The organism is uncultured Sphingomonas sp., assembly GCF_913777625.1.
Lineage (GTDB): Bacteria > Pseudomonadota > Alphaproteobacteria > Sphingomonadales > Sphingomonadaceae > Sphingomonas.
In genome coordinates, this window is the sequence record NZ_CAJYTI010000008.1 from 1 (window position 1) to 19,790 (window position 19,790).

Sequence of the window (19,790 nt, forward strand, 5' to 3'; positions counted from 1 at the left end):
GATCGCCTCCAGCGCCACCTTCGCCTTAAAATCCGCGCTGTAGCGCTTCCTCGTCGTCTTCATTCCCGTTCGTTCCTCACGTCGAGATTAGCTTAGCAACCTGTTCAGTTTTCCGGGACCACCTCAACACGAACAATCGCATCGCCAACCGTCAATCCCCAGAACAGGGGAGGGGCAGATGAAGGAGCGTGCCATGCGTCCTATGCCAAGCCGGCCAAATGCCGATCTGTCGCCAATCACGCTGCGGATTGCTGATGCCTGCCGCATCACCGGCATCGGTCGGTCGAAGTTCTACGAGCTGATCAAGGCTGGTGAGATCGAGGTGATCAAGGTGGGGGCGATCACCCTCGTGCCGATGACCAGCATCGACGCGCTGCTTCAGCGTGACCGTCCGGCTGCGTGCGATCAGGCCCGCCCGCCCTTGGCCGAAGTGATGCACCCATTTTTGGCCAACGCTATTCTGACGGCGAGCCTTGCCTCGACCCCAGAGGCGGTTTGGCGCGATCTTTCGTCGGCGGACGAGGGGAGGCGCAGGGAAGCTGAAGATGGCATTGTAGAGCGTATGATTTTTGCGCTCTATGATCGGGACGACGGGGCCGGCGTGGATCGTTCATCCCACCTTACGCCCTCTCGTTGACATAGCTTTGGCTCCGGCCTCTGCTATGGAACATTCCTAAAGCTGACCCGCGAGGTAAGACTGAATTTGGGACATTTCCGACGTTCAGGTAAGGCAGCTTGAGCGTCGGCCGCCGCCAGAAGCCGACGTTGGAGAGCGGTGCATTCCTGTCTTCTTGAACGCGAAGTCCCGTGGATTGAAGGAGGCAGATGATGGGAACATGACTGGGGATAGCGGTCATTCACGCATTCCCTCGGCTGTGTTACCGACCGTGTCCTTACTGATTCCGATTACCAGCTTATCAATCGGATCGAATGGTCGGGAAATGACAGATGAACGTGTATGACGATTTTTTCGCGGGAATGACCTGGGAGGAATGGGAGTTTTTCGCCGCCGACGTACTGTTTAGCCTCGGCTTTGAAGTTTTGATAGGACCGGCGCGCGGTTCGGACGGCGGCAGGGATATGCTCGTCGCGCGCAATGGCCGCACTTACCTCGTCAGCTGCAAACACAAGCACGCGGCCGGCAAAGCAGTTGGAGTTAGCGACGAGCAATCGATTGGCGATCGGCTGCGTCGGCACCGGGCAGGCGGTTTTATCGGCTTTTACTCCACAGTCATCTCGACGTCGCTTCAAGACGTACTTAACTCGCCAGCCACGGAAGGGTTTGAGGTCAAGATCTTTGACAAGAGTGCCATCTCCGATCTCCTTCCGCAGCTGGATAGTACCATACTTCAAAAATATGGTCTGCCGGGCTCATTCTCGCAGTGGTCTAACGTCACGCCCGAAACCTACGCTCCGCTGCCCTGCCAAAAATGTGGATTCGATATCCTTAATAGGGCCAAGGTTCATGATGCGATAGCGGCCTTGGAAGTGAATAGATCGGGAGAACTTGAGTATCAATATGGCTGTAAGCAATGCATTTCGGGAGGTAGTCTCCTCGGATCCATTGATGTCTATCATTCACTCCATCCCCACGCTTTCAACGACTGGATCAAGCATGTTGAAATGGTCCAATCGGAACACACATTGTCATCCGAATTCTTCAAAACACGGATTCAATACGAGAGCGGTATCCAGCAAAGATTGTTCCCGTCAAACTGGGGTAGGTGGTACGGACTTTAGAGGGCAAGCCATAATGCTCCAATATGAGCGGTCCGTTCTTTCATTAGAATTTAATGCGGAAGGTCATGAATTATAGTGAGATATAATGAATATTGTTATCAACAAATACGAATTTAAAATTCAATTAAGTTAGATTGTTATTATGGATTTGCCAGTAAAAGAGTATATCGATCTCCTCGAAGAAATCGGGATTACGGCTGAAACAGTGGATATAAATTCCCGCCGCGGTGGAAACACTGTTGGGTATGGATCAAGCTGGAAGGTCTATTATCGACTCGCCGCCGATCCGTTGATCGGCGTCCTGCTGGCACATGTAACCAAAAGTGATACGATAGTTCAGCAGCGGGAAAAATTGGACAAGGAAGCGATGAACTTTGGCGTGCTCGGCTGCCATGGATATGACGTGCCGAGCGTATTTGGCCCCAGCATAGAAGTTATCGATTATCTCGCGGATGAGACTAAGGCAGCTGCGCTGCTCGTCACGCATATTGAGGGAATGGGTCCCTACAAAGCGACGACGCAGTTCTCGTCAATTGGTAGGATTATTGCGGCCAAGAGCCCCGCCTTGCGGAACAAGCTTTGTGCAGCATGGGATCAGTTGACTAGGGCCGCAGCCGAAAAGGCACCGAGAGACCTGCAGGTTATCTTGGCAGATGATGGCCGAATCGTCACGATTGACCCGGAACAAATGGGCCCGGGAATCTCACTGAAGCCGATCTGTTGAACCGAACCCCTAAACGCTGCGTTTAACTACTGGTGCAGATTTCTGGGGCAATAGCAGCTTCTGCCGCAAGCGGACATTCATTCGCCACTAGACAATGTCGTGAGTTGGTCGACTGCTGCCGGAGGCCGAACGCTGCGTCGTGGGACGAAGCCGTCATTCCGATACGGTCCGCTATACGACAGCTATCGCCAAATTCGGTCGGCAGTTGATCTTAAATCCGCCCGCCCGGTCCAGTTCCTCTTGGATGACGACGCAATGCCATGATCAAGGTGACCGTGACTGAACCAGACAGGCCGGAGCGACGCCGCAGGACGCTCGCCCCTCTCACCATCCCGCAGATCGCCGACGGTGGCCTGCAGGAAAGCCAATCCCTCGACTTCAAGCGCGAGGTGAACATCGACAAGGTCGAGGGAAAGATCCGTCTGCTCGACGATGTCGTGGCCTTCCTCAACCGAGGGCCCGCACGCATCGTGGTGGGCGTAGAGGAGAAGGGTGGCCGGTTCGACAGCTTCCGTCCAATTCCCGGTGACGCCGATAAAACAGCGCTGCGGATCCAAACGCTCATCCAGGACAGCATAGCGCCAGTTCCAGTGGACGTTCAGGTTGTGCCGCTGCACCTTGAGGCCGGCTTTATCCTCGATATCCAGATTCCGCAGCATTCCGGCGCGCCATTCATGAACCGTCTCTCCGGAGGCTATCTGATCCGATCGGGCGCTCGGAACCTTCCGATCGACCCGGGGATGCTGCGAAGCCGGTTCGTGGAGGAGTCGGCGTGGATGGCACGGCTCGAGGATCTCACAGCCAGCGAAGACGTCAGAGTGCAGGCCGCTGGATGCCTGGCGATGCGGCAGGCGCTCAGGATCGGCATCCTCCCGCAGGAACACTTCGACCATCATCGTCGCGCTTTCGAACAGAGCGATCAGATCCGATATCCGGGTCCGGTGTTCCACCCGCATTCCGATCCCTGGTTCAAGGCCGTGGAAGACGGACACGAGATCATCGCCATCGACCTGAAGCCTCAGGGGGTCGAGCGCCTGTTCGTCCGGGACGACTGGTTCGTGCACGCCCATGCCGCCTTCGCCATTCGACAGCTGAGCGGCGAAGGGCGCCTGGGAATGCACGAGTTCAACGAGGACGTGAAACGCTATCTGGGCGAGCTTGCGGCCTTCTTCGTCAAGCAGGAAGTCGAAGGTCCGTTCGCGATCACCTTGGCACTTCAATCACTGGGCGAGAGCGAGCATTTCGGTGCCTGGTTCCCTCGGACGAATGTCGTTCGAACCCTGCGCCCCCGGATCGTCGGGTCGCTCGATGAGCCGACGTTCATCGACGATTTCCTCCGGAAGGTTCGGCAATCCTCTATCTTCGGTTAGGCGAGAGATCAGCCGCGATGCTGCGGAAGTCGACGATATGATCCACCAAGGCCTGGGCCCGCTTGGAGAACTGCATGGGCACCAGATGATCCGTGACCAGGGCAGAATCCAGCTGGAGGCGATCGACCGGGATGCCGGTCAGCCTGGCCAACCCAGCCGGTTGGGCCTTCAGGAATGTGATCCGGTCGAGATGCTTCTGGATGGGCGTGCGCTTGCCACCCGGTGGAGCAAGGGTCGCATACTCCTGCAGCCTCTCCCCGATCTCCCCGATCGAGCGGGCACGCTGAAGGCGCTTGCATTCGATGGCCAGGACACGCCCGGATTCCTCGTGCCAGGCAAGGACATCGACATCTCCCAACTTCTGCTTGCCGCCGAGTTCCGTCAGCTTCACATCCGGGCGGGCCTTCCATCCGATTTCGACCATCCGATCGGCCACCCGACGGTTGAACGCATGCCCTTCACGGTTGACGGCGGTGCCGATCCAGCTGCGCATCTCCTTCGTTGAATACAGCTCGACCGGCAGCAGTCCCTTCCCGGTTTCAAGAAGCCGCTGGACGAAATGGTCCAGAAGGGTCGGATAGACCAGAATGACAGGATCTTCTCCGCCGCCGACCTGGAGGAACGGGCGCTGAAGGATTGAAAGCCTTCGATTGAAGCGCCATGGATACCAGTCGCGCTTCTTGGCGCCGGCCGGATCATCCTCGTCCCACGCGGCCCGCGGACGAAGCGACAACGCATCGTAGCAGCGGTCTGCGTCGATCGCGGGCTCGTCATCCGCGGGGCCCGCGATCCGCCCGACCAGTTCGCTCCGGGTGAGACGAAGCATGTTGCTGCCAGCCGCGGCGGCCTCATTGGCCAATCCGCTCGCAAGCCGGACCAGCCCCGGAAGGCTGATGGCGTATTCGGCTTCGATCGCCGCCTTCCACTGCATGTCGATCTTCAAGGCGGATTCTGCCGGGACTGAGCTGAAATTGCTCTCGTAATCCTTCGCGGAGCCACGAAAATCGCGCTCCCCCTGGGCCTCGTAATAGGGGCGCTGCTGAGTCCGCTGGAACGAGCCGTCGAAGGTCAACGCACCACTAGGGGTGACCACGGGCATACTCGCGACCAGATCCCAGCGGATCGCGTCGCTCTGGTTGGCACACTCGATGATGACCGCGACATCGGCGAGCATTTGATCGAAGTCGGCCTGGGTGACATCCATGCCGCCCGCCTCCGGACATGTGCATATCGCCATCTCCGCGATCACGCGGCTGGCGAGCGATGCCACGCCGCGCTTGGACTCCATGTGGTTGAACGCCGATACGATGTCCGACTGGTCGCGATACAGCGCCAGAAGCGCCGACGCGGTCTGCGCCCATTGCTGCCGATCCCATGCGACACGATCGTGATTGTCCAGCGTGAAGGTGGCCAGCCTCTCCCGATCCAACGTTATCATTAGCGCACGGACGCGGGCCCAAAGCGCCTCGACTGCGGCGTTCAGAATGGTGGATGCGTCGTCTTTAGACAGCGTGCCGCTACCACCGGTCCATCCCGAAACGCCGGCCAGACCAAGGCGGCTCCATGAAATATCCTCCTGCTGGAGCAGGCGAGGCCGTCCGAGACCCGCGGCGGCATAAACCAACGCGCTTGGTGTGCGAGGCGGCAGCATGTGGAAGAATCGCGCCTGCGTCGACCCGGCAATATCGATGGACAGGGCCTCGACCCCATCATGGTCGATGTCCGTGCCTGACAGAGCGAAGGCTCCGCGGATGATCGCCCCAATAATCAGGCGCTCACCTATGTTCTCGGCCCGACCAAAACTTCGGAGATGGTCCGCTCCGCAGGCGATCACGATAGCGCCGTCATCGAGATCCACCTTGGGCGGACCGAACGCTGCGTCCGGTGGAGGTGGCGCGCCGCCGATCTCGTCCGCACCAGGGACGGAGATACGGATGCTGATCTTGCCGGACGGGAGCCCGGTCAGCAAAGCATCCAAGCGGGGGGCGGCCCGCACCAGCCAGTTCTGCGCCGCGTCCCAGACCTGATACTCCACCGACTTCCCGGTCGGCGTCACGGCTGTAGCGACCAGTTCTACCCACCATGGACGTGACGCCGTCTCCACACAGGATAGCAGGCGTCCGCCGACGGCTTCTGCGACGTTCGAATAGAGTGGAAGCCTTTCAACCTCGCCGAAGAAGACGTCGAGCCCAGTGCGCTGGACCTCGACCCAGTGGCCCGCGCCGGGTCCTCGCGTGACATGGGCGTCGATGAGGGATCGAAGACGCTGGCGGACGTTGGCGATGAAGTTCGTCGCGATCTCGAAGGGGCCGGGCGCGACTTCGTCCGGCACGATTGCCATCGAATGCGCCTGCATGAACCCGTATAGGTTGACGAGGCCATTGACGTTATGGATCCCATAGCCCCGGGAGGCTAGGCGACTGTCCTGGTCGAGGATCTTCCACAGACGAAGGGCGTCGAAGTCATGCTCGCACCACATGCGTGCAAGGTCGGACTGCTCGATGCCCGTGAAATGCCAGCCATCTATCGATTCCGGCAGCATAGTCGCGAAGCCCCGGCCGATGCCCGCGTGAACGACAACCGTCATCCCTCGGCGATAGCCCGCCTTGCCGGCCAATTCCCTCGATGTCGCGATGAGGGCCGCAGTCAGTTCAGAGGGAAGACGCTGAAGGGAGCGAAGCCCTTGGTCCAACGCGTCGGATAGGTCTTCGTGGACATGTACCACGTGGATCACGCCGCCATCGTCGAATTCAGCCACGAAGTCGCGGCAGCGCTCGATCAGGGGCTGCGGTGACCGGATGCCCTTGATCCGAAGGCCCGCCAGCCCCGGGCCCGCCAGTTCAGCCAGATGGAGGTTCGCGACGAGATCCTCCACCTCGGGCAGATCTCCCGCTTCGCGCGCGCACTCGATGATGTACCTGCGGATGGCGGCACCTATGGCGGTCGGAAGCGCCACGACGATGGCCTTGCCATTCCATATGAGCGGCCGCCTCTCGAACGTCGTATTGCCGAGGGTCTCGCCTTCGATCTGAGCCCGATGCTCCTCCAGAAGCACAAACGGGCGGAGCAACGGTGCGCGTATGGCGAGGCCACGCAGGTCGCTGACCGAGAAGGTCACCCGAGCTTTCGCCTCCTCCAAGTCTTTGCTGACGATCCGCAGTTTCTGCTTCGGCCGTCCCGCTGACAGAGCATATCTTTCCAGGCCGCTCCGCTCGGCAAGAACGTCACTCAGCTTGAGCAGCGCAAGGCAGGAGACCAGAGCGTCCGCTGCCCATTCGCGGTCGCCGAAGCGTAGCACTGCCTGCAGCAGCGCCCTCACACCAGTATCATTGTCTCCCCACAGTCCGTCGAAAAGGCGCCGATTGCCCTCGGGAGAGGGCACGTTCGACACGAAGACGTCCTCGACCGGATCCTCAAGCTGTCCGATGTCGTCACGCAGCAGAACGTCGTTCAGCCACTCGCGCAGATGCGCTGCGGATGGCGCGCGTGCGCCATCCGCATGCACGGCAGCGAGCGTGGCGAGAATCTCGAGCCTGAAGGTCGCCGGCTGGTTTTCGGATTCCGTGAGAAGTCCGCCTACAGCAGTCGCCAGCTCATGAAATGAGCAATGGCTCAGGCGACGTGTAAGCCCCGAAAGCCGACCTGATGTGCCGGAGAGTCTCAGCGTGGCGTCCGATGCGGCCAACGCACCGAAGCTCCTCCACGCATTCCATTTCATATCTTCACGAGCCATGTCTCCGGCATAGCAGATGCTGTCGTCGCGTAAGTCATATGAAAGGGGGTGTTCGTCTTTCTACCCGACGCATATATTGACCGCTAGGCTCTCTACAGGAGCCTGCCGCCCGCCAGCAGCGAAGCCGTCATCGGCACTGTTCTGATGAAACGACGATCCTCTTCGGATCCGTTGCTAGGTGGTGGGCGGGCGACGCTTGGCAGTATGGATCGGGAGAATGACATGTCCGATATCAAAGAACTGCGCCCAAAAACCATTGCGGGCATCAAGCGGCTAGCCAAGCGGCTGCAATTCAACTCGACGCTGACCAGAAGCGCTGCGCTCGATGCTGCGTCCGTGCAGGCAGGCTTCCAGAATTTCGCGCATGCCAACCACGCGATCGATCAGGCGAAGGCTCCGTCCGTGACAGTCCAGAGCCAACCTATGAGCCAGCGCGAAGCATACCGTGCGCGCAGCCGTGCCGAATGGGTGGAGAGGATCAACGGCGTGCCGGGTGCCTCCGGCTCCGCCTCCCTATCTTGGGACACTCTTCCAAACATGGCGCGCGTGCTGGACGCATTCATGGGATCCGGGCAAAATCATTGCCATTTCCCAGCGGGTGGCGGCTACGACCTCACCGGTGTGCGCCTCTCGCGGTCTGAGCCCGGCTGTCTCGAATTCCGCGTCACCAATAGTCTTGTCTACATTGGGCGGCCCGTTCGTCTCCGACTGGAGCGCATCGAGGCTGAGCCGGCGGAATCCTACCTCTACATCGAGCAGATGGAACTGGCGGAGTCTGGGGTGTATCTCACGGATGAAGACGATGACACGCCGAGACGTATCCGCGACCACGAGGAACTCGTCGATCTTGGCGGTGGGGAGTATGCGGAGCGCGGCGCGTGGGACCGCGGCTTCACAAATGACCCCGAGGGTCCCCTGCCGGATTCCGCACGACTGGTGAACCGGATACTCCGCGGCGATCTCATGCTGGTCGGCAAGGCCAGCGTCTGGAACGGCAGCGGGCAGACCTACAATGGCCTGCATAACAAGCTGGGCTCGTCAGGTGTGAGGCAGCTGATCGAGACCGGGCTGGCGCGTCGGGCCGCATAGCGACCGAACTCCGGCCCGTTCGGGTGGTGGAAAGCCCCTCGTCAGACGAAAAGGGCCGCGCGGGATAGGCGAAAACGGGAACGGCGCCGGCCGGTGCGGATGCGTCGTCCTGGTCAACGTGTGCAGTGAATGCGGGGATTGCGATTACGGAGACGACGCCGAAGCGACCAGGGTTCGCGCATGGTGCAGCACCCGCTATCCGTCTTAGTAGCGGCTTCCCGAATGGCTGTTTCGAGAAGCCATCGCGACGCGCCGAACGACAATGTCTGAGCGCCTGCCGACCGGCGGCTTCATGATGCTTGATCGGCAGCTCCTTGCAGACCCGGACGTTCGCGCCATCAGACGTGAACGGCAATATCTGGTCGACTGCTGCCGACGGTTTGTAGGACGAAGCAGTCATAGCGGGGGCAGCTTCTAAAGGGCGACTTTCAGCCGAACAACGGACGTCGGAAAAATAGGAGCAGCGGCAGTGGGCCGGAAAGGCGGGCCACTTGCAGTCCTGCTTTCCTTGAAGAACTAGTCCAGACTAAGCAGACGTGGCTCAGCAGATGGCTCCACCACGCTATATCAATTTGATACAATGGTCATGAGACGCCGCCTGATGCTACACGGAAGCGACGGGATTTTCGCCGACCCACTTTGGTCCCTCAGATTCGAGATTCCCGCATGATCTTCTCACGTCGCTGGACGAGAAAGACAGCTTCGTAAGGCGAGGACCAGTTTTCAGTATTCTTGGCAAATACGACACAGCTCGTAGCATCGTCGCGTTCCAGCGCTTCCGCCGCGAAATGCTCCATATGCTCGCGCCGCAGGCTGGCATGCGCCGCCTGATGGACGTAGAAGCCCACCGTTGCCTTGCGACTGAGCGGTGGCACGATCTCCATGAAGCAGTCATGACCCGGTTTGGCCTTCTTGCGCGTGGCCGACCGCCTGAGCCTGTTCAGTCCCCGCTCAACTTTTGGCTGCTCCTCTGGGCTCGCTGAGCTTAGGATGAAAATGCCCATTGTGGTCCATCCGTTAGGCTTCGTCCGCGCCAGTTTGTCGACGATCTCTTTGTAAATTCGGTGGATCGTCGGAGCAGGCTTCTTCAGTTCGATTCCGGCGTCTCGTGCGTTATAATATCGATCGATGATGCCAGACATGCCCGATACCATCAGGCGATGAAAATCTTCTCGCTCTGCTCCGAGGTTGAAGCCCGTAGAAAGATAGATACCGAGAAAATCGAGCTCGTCCCCGAGAACGTCAAAATGCTTCTGGAAGTGAAATCGCTCAGAAAAATAATGAAGGAACGGAAGTTCTTCATCGAGAATATGGGCTATGCAGCACAGGTCAGCGATGTGCATCGCTGGAGCAAGATTGTGCCCGTCGGGAATGAGTCCAGCTTTAGACATCTCCTCTTCCGATGAACTAAGAACCGACAGGTCGTCGAGCGTCAGAGATATTCGAATGATCTGATCGACGGCTTCAGGATCCAAGCTGAGAGACTGGGTAATCTTGAGGCTGTCCGCATCTCCAGCCCTCGCCGCGAAGATGTGCTTGGCCAGACGCTCGGATTGAACGGAGGGCGCGACCACCATGTCGTTCAAATGGCGCTTAAGCCGATAGGGCGCACCCCGCAGCCCTTGAGGGGTCAAACGATGTGATTTCGCTTCAGCAAGGAAAACTGTTTTGTCGACCACGGCGATGATGTCCGTTTCGAACTGTTGAGTACCGGCCATCCATTTCGCGTTTTTTGTGATCACTGCCGTGGGCAGAACCGATCGGATCACCGATTCCGTTTTGTCTTCAAGATACGTTGCGCGGCGAACCACCAAATCGTTTTCAATCTTCGCTGCGCTCGCGACGTTCCACATAATCTCATTGATGTGGCTGAAGATTGCCTGCGGCATAACGAACATATAGCTGCCAGCCAGATAAATTCCGGGGCGGGCCCAGACCGGATTGGAGAGAAACATGTGTTCGATTTTAAGTTCTGCGATCTCTCCTGGCTCTATGGAGAGCATCCGCAAAACGCGCTCAACACGTTCTTCCTCCTTCCCGGTCAGTGCGGCAACGCCAGCGGCGGTGACGGACATATCCGCTGAGTGCCGCAGGTCCGCATGCGACATCAAGAAGGCCATAACGCCTTCGCGCGAAGTTCCTTGTGGTATCACGTCTAGCAAGCCCTCTGGAGTGCCGACGAGACCAGCGAACTCGCGAAAGTAGGCTTCAACCATAGTCTTGCGATCACGCGCGTTGATCACCCGCCTCAAAGCGTACAGGTGGTCGTTACCACGCTGCTCGATTGTCGTCAGGACACTTTCGGATACATCAAGGATATCACTGAAGGTGTATCCCGCCGCCGCTTCCAGTTTTACGTCGAGCGGTGAGTACAACTCTCGACAAATCTGTTTGACTTCGCCAAAATATCCCCAATTTCTGACCGACTGTGTGTGCAGCCTGATTTTTTCCTGGAGGGCCATAAGAGCTCTTTGCCCGTCATCCACTTCGTCTTCTTCAGCGATGAGGCGGCGCTTGAAAATTGTATCGCATAGCTTTGGAACGCTATCGAACACGGTCTGCAACACTTCGGGCGTGGAGGGAGCTTTACCCCATTGGGCGACTGGCAAGGTGAGAGCCATCGCCTGAAGTAGCTCGATATGATGCTGCTCAACACCCTTGGTTAGCGTTCGGGTTTCGCCCTTGTTGTTTATCGCCGCGCGAGTGCCGTAAAAGGCGAAATTTGAAACAACAGTTTCTGGCATGCGCTCTTTCAGCACACCGAACACCTGATCGAGGAGGGCCGGATATTTCTCAACATCATCGCGCGCGGATTCGAGGATAGCCCGCTTGAATTCCTCGTGTCGTTCCCCAACACCGAAATCCATTCTCTGAAAGACGATTTTGTTGGGATTGCGATGTGGCCGGACTGCGCCTGGCCGTTTAAGCTTTCGGCCCCTAGAAACTGGCATCACACTTCCCCGCCACGATCTCTGTATCGTCTGCTGCACCGGATAGAGCATCCACCGCATTTTGGCTAACTTGAGCGACCGCTTTCGGCTGGAGCCGCCGTTCAATGTCGCGGATCTGAGCGACCGGAGCTGGTCGCCAGCTGCCGGGAACGATCCGCCAAATGATGATGCCGGCGAGTGCGCCGAAGGAAGGTGGAAGATTGAGTTTGGGGTGCGAATCAGGCAATCGCCAGCGTTCGAGCAGCTACGAATGTGAACGCCACGGGCCCTAGAACAATCCGTGAAAGTCCGCCGGTTTCCAGCTACGGTTTTGCAGTAAATTTGCAGTAAATTGCATATTCGCGCAGCCATTCAGCAGCTAAGCCTTTGAAAAGGCTGGTGACCCCTACGGGACTCGAACCCGTGTTTTCGCCGTGAGAGGGCGACGTCCTAGACCGCTAGACGAAGGGGCCATTGCTTGGCGGAGGCGGCCAATTACGTTCCGGGGCCGGCGCCGTCAAGCGATGTTTTCAGACTTTTTTCAGCCCGCCACCGGCAGGCGCAGACTGCCGTCCGGCTCGTACGCGACTTCGCTGTACGCCGTCACCGAGTCGAGCGGCAGCGGGCCGTAAATGTGGGGGAAGAGCTGGCCGCCGCGCGAAGGCTCCCAGCGCACCGTGTCGCCCAGCGCCGCGAGGTCCACGGCCGCCAGCCACAGGCCCGTCTGGCCGGCGAAATGCTTCTCCAGCGTCTCCTCCGCCTGTTCGGCGGTGGAGAGGTGGATATAGCCGTCCGCCAGGTCGATCGGCGCGCCCAGGAAGACACGCGCGTGCTCGAGCGTGTCCATCTGGTCCCGGGTCAGGATCTTGTAGGCGGTGAGGGGCATCTCGGCCATGGCTCAGGCCTCGCCGCCGTCGGCGAGGTCTTCGCCCGGCACCGCGTCCGGTGTGGCTTCGCCGGCCACTGCGCCGTCGCCCAGGTTCCTCTCGGCCTCGTCCTCGCTTTCCTCGATGCGTGCCGCCGAGACGACATGCTCGTTCGCTGCGACGTTGAACAGCCGCACGCCCGCCGAGTTGCGGCCGATCACGCGCAGGTCGCCCAGCGACATGCGGATCATCTTGGCCTGATCGGTTACCAGCATCAGCTGATGGCCCTTGGTCGCCGGGAAGCTCGCCACCACCGGCCCGTTGCGGGCGATGTTGTCGATGTTGGTGATGCCCTGGCCGCCACGACCCGTGCGGCGATATTCATAGGCCGAGCTGAGCTTGCCATAGCCGTTGGCGCAGACGGTGAGGATGAACTGCTCGCGCGCCTTCATCTCCTCGTACTTCTCCGGCGCAAGCTCGCATTCGCCTTCGCGCTCGCCCTTCCAGGGAGCGAAGCGCAGATAGGTATCGCGCTCTTCCTGGCTCGCGCCCGAGCGGTGGAGGATCGACAGCGACATCACCTGGTCGCCGTCCGCGAGCCGCATGCCGCGCACGCCGGTGGAGGCGCGGCTCTGGAAGGCGCGGACGTCCTCGCCGGGGAAGCGGATCGCCTTGCCGGCGCGGGTGGCGAGCAGCACGTCGTCGCCCTCGTTGAGCAGGGCGACGCCGATCAGGCGATCGTCCTCGTCTTCGCCTTCGAACTTCATCGCGATCTTGCCGTTCGAGGGCACGTTGGTGAACAGGTCCATGCTGTTCCGCCGGACATTGCCCTTGGCGGTGGCGAACATCACGTGGAGGTTCGCCCATTCGTTCTCGTCCTCCGGCAGCGGGAGCACGGTGGAGATGGTCTCGCCATTGGCGAGCGGCAGCAGGTTGATCATCGGCCGGCCGCGGGTGGCGGGGCCGCCCTCGGGCAGGCGCCACACCTTCATGCGATAGACGCGGCCGAGCGTGGAGAAGAACAGCACCGGCGTGTGCGTCGAGGTGACGAACAGTTCGGTGATCGCATCCTCGTCCTTGGTCGCCATGCCGGCGCGGCCCTTGCCGCCGCGCGCCTGGGCGCGGAAGGCGTCGAGCGGGGTGCGCTTGATATAGCCCTGGACCGTGACGGTCACGACCATGTCCTCGCGCTCGATCAGGTCCTCGTCGTCGATGCCGTCGGCGGCAGCGGCGATCTCGGTCTTGCGCGGGGTGGCATAGGTATCGCGGATCAGCACCAGCTCGCCGCGCAGCACTTCATACAGTTTCGCACGATTGCCGAGGATCTCGAGCAGCTCGGCGATCGAATCAGCGAGTTCCTTGAGCTCGTCGCCGATCTCGTCGCGGCCCAGCGCGGTAAGGCGGTGCAGGCGCAGGTCGAGGATCGCGCGGACCTGGGTGTCGGACAGGCGATAGGTGTCGCCGGTGACTTCCGTGTCCACCGCCTCGACCAGGCGGATATACGGCGCGATCTCGGCGATCGGCCAGTCGCGGGCGAGCAGCGCCTCGCGCGCGGCCGCCGGGCTCGACGAGCCGCGGATGATCTTCACCATCTCGTCCAGATTGGTGACCGCGATCACCAGGCCGAGCAAGATGTGCGCACGATCGCGCGCCTTGGCCAGCTCGAACTTCGAGCGGCGGGTGATGACCTCCTCGCGGAACTTGACGAAGGCCTCGATGATGTCGCGCAGGTTGAGCAGTTCCGGGCGGCCGCCGCGGATCGCGAGCATGTTGGCCGGGAAGCTCGACTGCGCGGGCGTGTTCCGCCAGATCTGGTTGAGCACCACCTCGGGCGTCGCGTCGCGGCGCAGGTCGATGACGATGCGCACGCCCTCGCGCGAGCTTTCGTCGCGGATGTCGGAGACGCCTTCGATCCGCTTTTCCTTGGCGGCCTCGGCGATCTTCTCGACCAGCGCGTTCTTGCCCTGCTGGTAGGGGATCTCGGTGAGCACGATCGAACGACGCTCGCCGCGCTGCTCGAACTCGTGGCGCGAGCGGACGAGGATCGAGCCGCGCCCGGTCTGATAGGCCGAACGGCAGCCCGAGCGGCCGAGGATCACCGCGCCGGTCGGGAAGTCCGGCCCCGGCACCAGCTCCATCAGCTCTTCGAGGGTGACCGCGCCGTTATCGATGTACGCAAGGCAGGCGTTGATCACTTCGCCGAGATTGTGCGGCGGAATGTTGGTCGCCATGCCGACCGCGATGCCGCCCGCGCCGTTGACCAGCAGGTTGGGGAAGCGGGCAGGGAGGACCGACGGCTCGCTTTCCGAACCGTCATAGTTCGGCACGAAGTCGACCGTGTCCTTCTCGATATCGTCGAGCAGTGCCGTCGCCACGCGGGCGAGGCGCGCTTCGGTGTAGCGCATCGCGGCGGGCGGATCCGGGTCCATCGAGCCGAAATTGCCCTGGCCGTCGATCAAGGGCACGCGCATCGCCCAATCCTGCGCCATGCGGGCCATCGCGTCGTAGATCGAGCTGTCGCCGTGCGGGTGGTACTTACCCATCACGTCACCGACCAGGCGGGCGGACTTGCGGTAGGGCCGTCCGGCGACATAGCCGCCTTCCTGGGCGGCATAGAGGATGCGGCGGTGGACGGGCTTGAGACCATCACGAACGTCAGGGAGTGCGCGCGCCACGATCACGCTCATCGCGTAATCGAGGTACGAGGTCTTCATCTCGTCGACGATCGAGATCGGAGTAATGTCAGAAGGGTCGGCGAGCAGGGTCTCGTCGGTCAAAGCGGCATACTTTCGGGTTTTTGTTACGCTGATATGGCTCTAGCCGCCCGCATGCCTCCTGCCAACCCCGCGCCCGCGCGTACGCACGCGCGTGGGGAGCAATGGGAGCCAAGTCCGCCTCGGTACGTTTCCGGTGCGCAACGGCGATTGTTCAAGGCGCATTCAGCGCGGGTGCGGCACGGCAAGCGCGCTTGAATGGTGTTCCGTGCGCCTTTAGAGGGACGAGCGACGCCGCCTGGCCGACGAGGAGAGTTTCACATGAAGTTTGTTTCGAAGCTTGCGCTGACCGCTATGCTCGCGCTGGGTGCGCCCGCGCTGGTGGCGACGCCGGCGCTCGCCCAGAAGGACAAGAAGGGCGCTGCCAAGGAAGACCCCAACGCGCTGAAGGTAGGCGATGCCTTCCGCAAGGCGGCTGCCCCGGCGATGGAAGCGGTGCAGGCCAAGAACTGGGCGGCAGCCGCCCCGGCGCTCGACGCGCTGGATCAGGTCGCGCAGAATGACGACGAGAAATATTATGCCGCCTATCTGCGCTCGCGCGTGCAGATCGGCCAGAACGACATGGCCGGCCTCACCAAGACGCTGCCGATCCTGATCGCCAGCCCGCGCACGCCCGCGAACGAGCTGCCGATCTACAAGCGGCAATATTACACGATCGTCGGCAACCAGGCGCTCAACGAGAAGAAATATGCCGAAGGGATCGACAATCTGTTGAAGGCCCGCGAGGCCGGCAACAACGACTTCGATATCTCGATCGCGCTCGCCAACGCCTATGCGCAGACCGGCAAGCCGAACGAGTCGGTCGCCGAAGTCGATCGCGCGATCCAGGCGGTGAAGGCCACCGGTCAGAAGCCGCCGGTCGCTTGGTACCAGTTCGCGATCCCGCGCGTGTACGCCACCGGCAACCGCGCCGCGACGGCCGACTGGCTCAAGAAGATGATCGCCGATTATCCGACCAAGCAGAACTGGCGCTGGGGCGTGCTGGTGATGCGCGGCAGCGCGGATTCGGCCGGTGGGCGCCTGACCTCGGCACAGCGCATCGATCTCTACCGTCTGCTCCGCACCACCAAGGTGATGGCCGACCAGACCGACTATGTGGATTACGCTGAGTCGGTGAACGCGGCGGGCCTGCCTTGGGAGGCCGTTGCAGCGATCGACGAAGGCCGCGCGAGCGGCAAGATCCCGGCCGGCAACGCCGATATCGCGCGCGTCTACGCCTCGGCCCAGGCCAAGGCGAAGGCGGAAGGCTCGCTGACCCCGCTGATCAAGCAGTCGCAGGCGGCGGCAACCGGCAAGATGGCCGCGCAGACCGGTGACGCGTTCCTCGCCTCGGGCGATTATGCCAAGGCGGTGGAGCTGTACGATGTGGCGCTGCAGAAGGGCAGCGTGGCGACGGACGAGGTGAGCCTGCACCGCGGCATCGCGCTCTACAATCTCGGCCGCAAGGACGATGCGCGCACGGCCTTTGGTCAGGTCAAGGGCGCACCGGCCGTCGATCTCGCGGCGCTGTGGACCGTTGCGCTGGATCTTCCGGCGCTTTCCTGATCCTCTGCGGTCGCGAAAAAGGAAGAGGGGCGGTCCTGCGGGACCGCCCCTTTTTTCGTTCAGCCCTGATGGTCGGGCACGGGCACGCCGGGCAGGGCCTTGGCGGTCCGGATGGTGAGCGACGTCTTGACGTGCTCGACATTGGGGGCGGTGGTCAGCCGCGTCGTGAGGATGGTCTGGAAGCTCTGCAGGTCGGGCGCGACGATCTTCAGGATGAAGTCGATCTCGCCGTTCAGCATGTGGCATTCGCGCACTTCGGGGATCTCCGCGACGAGCTGTTCGAACGCGCGCAGGTCGCTTTCGGCTTGACTTTTCAGGCTGACCATCGCGAAGACGGTCAGGTTATAGCCGAGCGCGGCAGGGTCCAGCGCGGCATGATATCCCTTGATGGCACCTTCCTGTTCCAGCGCGCGGACGCGCCGCAGGCAGGGGGGTGCGGTCAGCCCGACCCGGTCGGCCAGCTCGACATTGGTCATGCGGCCATTTTCCTGGAGTAGTCCTAGGATCCGGACGTCGATATCGTCGAATCGCATTTTTTTCTGGGGCTCCTGCGTGGGTTCGTTTCTTCTGGTTGCTTCGTAGCATAATAAAATTACGCTTCAACGCAATTGTCCCACATTGCGACGTGCCGAAATGGACTGTTTCCACAGCTGCTTGCATGGCGGTATGGGGATGGCAGGTTCGACAATAGGTACTTCGGGGAAGAACGGACTTGGCGCTGCGGTTTGACGATACGCTGGAGACGGTGCTGGGCGGCGACGTTCGGTCGGCGACGGGTGCTCCTCTGGCGTGGCGGCAGTTGGTCGACCTGATCGGCCGCGGCCGCGTGCCGTCCGATGACCATGCGCTGGCGGTGCTGGGCGAGATCCGTCCGCTGGTGCCGATCGACGTGCGGATTGCCAGCGCACGCGCGCTGGAAGGTGCGCGTCCGCCGGCGCCATTGGTCGAGTTGCTGGCGGCCGATGATCTGCGTGTTGCCCTGCCGGTGTTGCGGACCGCGCGGCTTGACGAGGCGGCCTGGATCGCGCTGCTTCCTTCGCTTGCGCCGGGCGCGCGCCATGTCCTGCGCAATCGCCGCGATCTGTCCCCGGCCGTCACGCGGGCCCTTGAGAGTTTCGGTCCTGCCGATTTCGTCCTGCCGGACCATAGTGCCGCGCTCGCCGAGGCTGTGCCGAACGCGGACATGGGCGCCGCCACCGACGACGATGCGCCCGCCGCCGCTCTCGGCGACGCGTCTCCCGGGCTATTCGCCGTCGCCGACCTGATGGCACGGATCGAGCGCTATCGGCAGGACCGCGACGCAGGCGACCGGGTTCGTGCCACGGAGCGCGCCCGCAGCTTTCGCTTCGAAACCGATGCTTCGGGCGTTCTGCGCTGGGTGGACGGGGTCAGCCGAGCCCCGGTGATCGGGCTTTCGCTCGATCTGCAGGGGCTTGCGGGCGGCAGCCGGCTGGACGGGGTGGCGAGCGGCGCCTTCCGCCGCCGCGCCGGCTTCACCAATGCGCGGTTGACGATCCAAGGCGAATCGGACGCGGGCGGGGATTGGCTGGTCTCGGGGCTACCGGTCTTCGATCCGGTGACCGGACGTTTTACCGGCTATCGCGGCAGCGGCCGGCGTCCGCGCGCGGACGAGCGGGCCGAGCCGTTGCGGGCACCGGTCGAGGCGGATGCGCTGCGCCAGATCGTCCATGAACTTCGCACGCCGACGAACGCGATCGCCGGCTTTGCCGAGATGATCGAGACCGAAATGCTGGGGCCCGTACCGGCTCCGTATCGCGATCGGGCGGCCACGATACGGGCGCAGGCGCGCGAGTTGCTCGGCGCGATCGACGATCTCGATCTCGCAGCGCGGATCGAAAGCGCGGCGCTGTCCCTGGCCGAAGGGCAGGTGGGTCTGCAGCCTCTGCTTGCGGGCATCGTCGCCGATCTGGGCGAGTTGCTGGCGCTTCGCGGTTCGGCGATCGATCTGGCGGACGATGTGCTGTTCGTATCCGGCGACCACCGCGCGGTCGAGCGGCTGTTGGCGCGGCTGCTGGCAACGCTCGTTTCGGCCACCGCGTCGGGGGAGCGCCTGCGGATCCGTTTCGCGCTGGAAAGCGAGCAGCGCGTTGCGATCCTGATCGATCGGCCGAAGGCGCTGGGCCAATATCCCGGCGATTCGGTGCTCGGCATCGACGACGAACAGGATGAGGACGGCACCTTGCTCGGCACCGGCTTCGCCCTGCGGCTGGTGCGCAACCTGGCGCGCGAACTGGGCGGCAGCCTGAGGATCGCGCCCGATCTCCTGACCTTGCACTTGCCGGCGACGGCCGCAGCGAAAGAGAAGGCGCAGCGGCACTAGCCGCGCGCGCCACGGGAGTTGCGCGCCACTGGTGCACCGAGGGGCTTGCGGCGACGCCGTGGCCTCCGCTAGGGCGGGTGGCTGCTGGGGGCCTGTAGCTCAATGGTTAGAGCTGGCCGCTCATAACGGCTAGGTTGCGGGTTCGAGTCCTGCCGGGCCCACCAGCGCCGCGCTTGCTCTTGTGTCCGACGCCCGGACCCTCTAAGCGCCGCGGTTCGTCGGGGAGTAGCGCAGTCTGGTAGCGCATCTGGTTTGGGACCAGAGGGTCGCAGGTTCGAATCCTGTCTCCCCGACCACTTCCCAAGCATATCTCTTTCTCCACACGCTACGCGGCGCGGTCACTTTGGCGTTGCGCTGACAGTGCTGCCGAACGCGTCGTCTTCCGTGGCGTGACGTTGTTCCGGCTCGGCCAAAATGTTGCTTGCGTGCAGAGCTGTGACTGGGACGGATCGCCTGGGCCGCCGAGAAACGATGCAGCACGCGTTGGGCGATTGGCACAATAGGTCGCGACCTCGCTCTCCCCAATCAAGCCAGGCGATTGTCATCGGGGGTGCTCTTGCAGAACTCCTGCCAACCTCCCGTGGGAGACACCAAAACCTCTCTGACCTGCCGTGATTATGAAATGCGGTGATGAGGCAGGCCTGGCAACATGCGACGGACTGCCGCGGACCGTCGGTA

12 protein-coding genes and 3 tRNA genes are annotated in these 19,790 nt (G+C 61.8%); 9 read left to right on the forward strand and 6 right to left on the reverse strand.

From position 1 onward, the window contains the following. Positions 1-178 precede the first annotated feature (178 nt). The 4 genes from QZ814_RS19180 to QZ814_RS03920 all read left to right on the forward strand — a co-directional run bounded on the left by QZ814_RS19180 (position 179) and on the right by QZ814_RS03920 (position 3,834). Positions 179-637 (forward strand): helix-turn-helix domain-containing protein, encoded by a 459-nt coding sequence (locus tag QZ814_RS19180; RefSeq protein ID WP_365898069.1) that lies wholly within the window; start codon positions 179-181, stop codon positions 635-637. A 311-nt stretch (positions 638-948) separates the two neighbouring features. Next, positions 949-1,740, forward strand: coding sequence for a restriction endonuclease (locus QZ814_RS03910; RefSeq protein WP_294329784.1), 792 nt, complete (start codon positions 949-951; stop codon positions 1,738-1,740). A gap of 142 nt (positions 1,741-1,882) precedes the next feature. Continuing rightward, positions 1,883-2,464, forward strand: a complete 582-nt coding sequence (locus tag QZ814_RS03915) for a hypothetical protein (RefSeq protein ID WP_294329785.1) — start codon at positions 1,883-1,885, stop codon at positions 2,462-2,464. 260 nt (positions 2,465-2,724) lie between these two features. Next, complete coding sequence (locus tag QZ814_RS03920) at positions 2,725-3,834, forward strand: ATP-binding protein (protein ID WP_294329786.1); 1,110 nt, start codon at positions 2,725-2,727, stop codon at positions 3,832-3,834. On the opposite strand, the gene QZ814_RS03925 is transcribed toward QZ814_RS03920, so the two are convergent. Then, entirely contained in the window at positions 3,821-7,567 is a 3,747-nt protein-coding gene (locus tag QZ814_RS03925; RefSeq protein ID WP_294329787.1) for a hypothetical protein, read from the reverse strand. The genes QZ814_RS03920 and QZ814_RS03925 overlap by 14 nt on opposite strands. A gap of 222 nt (positions 7,568-7,789) precedes the next feature. On the opposite strand from QZ814_RS03925, the gene QZ814_RS03930 reads away from it, so the two are divergent. Beyond that, the gene (locus QZ814_RS03930) at positions 7,790-8,656 is read left to right on the forward strand and encodes a hypothetical protein (RefSeq protein ID WP_294329788.1); all 867 of its coding nucleotides are present in this window, start codon (positions 7,790-7,792) and stop codon (positions 8,654-8,656) included. A 647-nt stretch (positions 8,657-9,303) separates the two neighbouring features. Here QZ814_RS03930 and QZ814_RS03935 read toward each other — a convergent pair. The 4 genes from QZ814_RS03935 to gyrA all read right to left on the reverse strand — a co-directional run bounded on the left by QZ814_RS03935 (position 9,304) and on the right by gyrA (position 15,229). Further along, entirely contained in the window at positions 9,304-11,523 is a 2,220-nt protein-coding gene (locus QZ814_RS03935; protein ID WP_294329789.1) for a hypothetical protein, read from the reverse strand. Between the two features lie 460 nt (positions 11,524-11,983). Beyond that, a tRNA-Glu gene (locus tag QZ814_RS03940) sits at positions 11,984-12,059 on the reverse strand. Positions 12,060-12,127: 68 nt separating this feature from the next. Next, positions 12,128-12,481 (reverse strand): DUF952 domain-containing protein, encoded by a 354-nt coding sequence (locus QZ814_RS03945; RefSeq protein ID WP_294329790.1) that lies wholly within the window; start codon positions 12,479-12,481, stop codon positions 12,128-12,130. Between the two features lie 3 nt (positions 12,482-12,484). After that, complete coding sequence (gene gyrA, locus QZ814_RS03950) at positions 12,485-15,229, reverse strand: DNA gyrase subunit A (RefSeq protein ID WP_294329791.1); 2,745 nt, start codon at positions 15,227-15,229, stop codon at positions 12,485-12,487. A gap of 258 nt (positions 15,230-15,487) precedes the next feature. Between gyrA and QZ814_RS03955 the strand changes: the two genes are divergently transcribed. Then, on the forward strand, positions 15,488-16,771 hold the full coding sequence (locus QZ814_RS03955) for a hypothetical protein (protein ID WP_294329792.1): 1,284 nt from the start codon (positions 15,488-15,490) through the stop codon (positions 16,769-16,771). Between the two features lie 59 nt (positions 16,772-16,830). Here QZ814_RS03955 and QZ814_RS03960 read toward each other — a convergent pair whose 3' ends face one another. Further along, on the reverse strand, positions 16,831-17,304 hold the full coding sequence (locus QZ814_RS03960) for an Lrp/AsnC family transcriptional regulator (protein ID WP_294329793.1): 474 nt from the start codon (positions 17,302-17,304) through the stop codon (positions 16,831-16,833). A gap of 179 nt (positions 17,305-17,483) precedes the next feature. Here QZ814_RS03960 and QZ814_RS03965 point away from each other — a divergent pair, with 179 nt between their 5' ends. The 3 genes from QZ814_RS03965 (at position 17,484) to QZ814_RS03975 (ending at position 19,408) form a co-directional block, all read left to right on the forward strand. Further along, the gene (locus tag QZ814_RS03965) at positions 17,484-19,112 is read left to right on the forward strand and encodes a histidine kinase dimerization/phospho-acceptor domain-containing protein (protein WP_294329794.1); all 1,629 of its coding nucleotides are present in this window, start codon (positions 17,484-17,486) and stop codon (positions 19,110-19,112) included. An 88-nt stretch (positions 19,113-19,200) separates the two neighbouring features. Next, a tRNA-Ile gene (locus tag QZ814_RS03970) sits at positions 19,201-19,276 on the forward strand. A gap of 55 nt (positions 19,277-19,331) precedes the next feature. Then, positions 19,332-19,408, forward strand: a tRNA-Pro gene (locus QZ814_RS03975). The last annotated feature ends 382 nt before the right edge of the window (positions 19,409-19,790 follow it).

Bases quoted from the DNA above. Each gene is read 5' to 3' on its own strand.
- QZ814_RS03955 (WP_294329792.1), top strand. From the start codon at position 15,488: ATGAAGTTTGTTTCGAAGCTTGCGCTGACCGCTATGCTCGCGCTGGGT.
- QZ814_RS03945 (WP_294329790.1), bottom strand. From the start codon at position 12,481: ATGGCCGAGATGCCCCTCACCGCCTACAAGATCCTGACCCGGGACCAG.
- QZ814_RS03920 (WP_294329786.1), top strand. From the start codon at position 2,725: ATGATCAAGGTGACCGTGACTGAACCAGACAGGCCGGAGCGACGCCGC.
- QZ814_RS03935 (WP_294329789.1), bottom strand. From the start codon at position 11,523: ATGGATTTCGGTGTTGGGGAACGACACGAGGAATTCAAGCGGGCTATC.
- QZ814_RS19180 (WP_365898069.1), top strand. From the start codon at position 179: ATGAAGGAGCGTGCCATGCGTCCTATGCCAAGCCGGCCAAATGCCGAT.
- QZ814_RS03910 (WP_294329784.1), top strand. From the start codon at position 949: ATGAACGTGTATGACGATTTTTTCGCGGGAATGACCTGGGAGGAATGG.
- QZ814_RS03915 (WP_294329785.1), top strand. From the start codon at position 1,883: ATGGATTTGCCAGTAAAAGAGTATATCGATCTCCTCGAAGAAATCGGG.
- QZ814_RS03930 (WP_294329788.1), top strand. From the start codon at position 7,790: ATGTCCGATATCAAAGAACTGCGCCCAAAAACCATTGCGGGCATCAAG.
- QZ814_RS03925 (WP_294329787.1), bottom strand. From the start codon at position 7,567: ATGGCTCGTGAAGATATGAAATGGAATGCGTGGAGGAGCTTCGGTGCG.
- QZ814_RS03960 (WP_294329793.1), bottom strand. From the start codon at position 17,304: ATGCGATTCGACGATATCGACGTCCGGATCCTAGGACTACTCCAGGAA.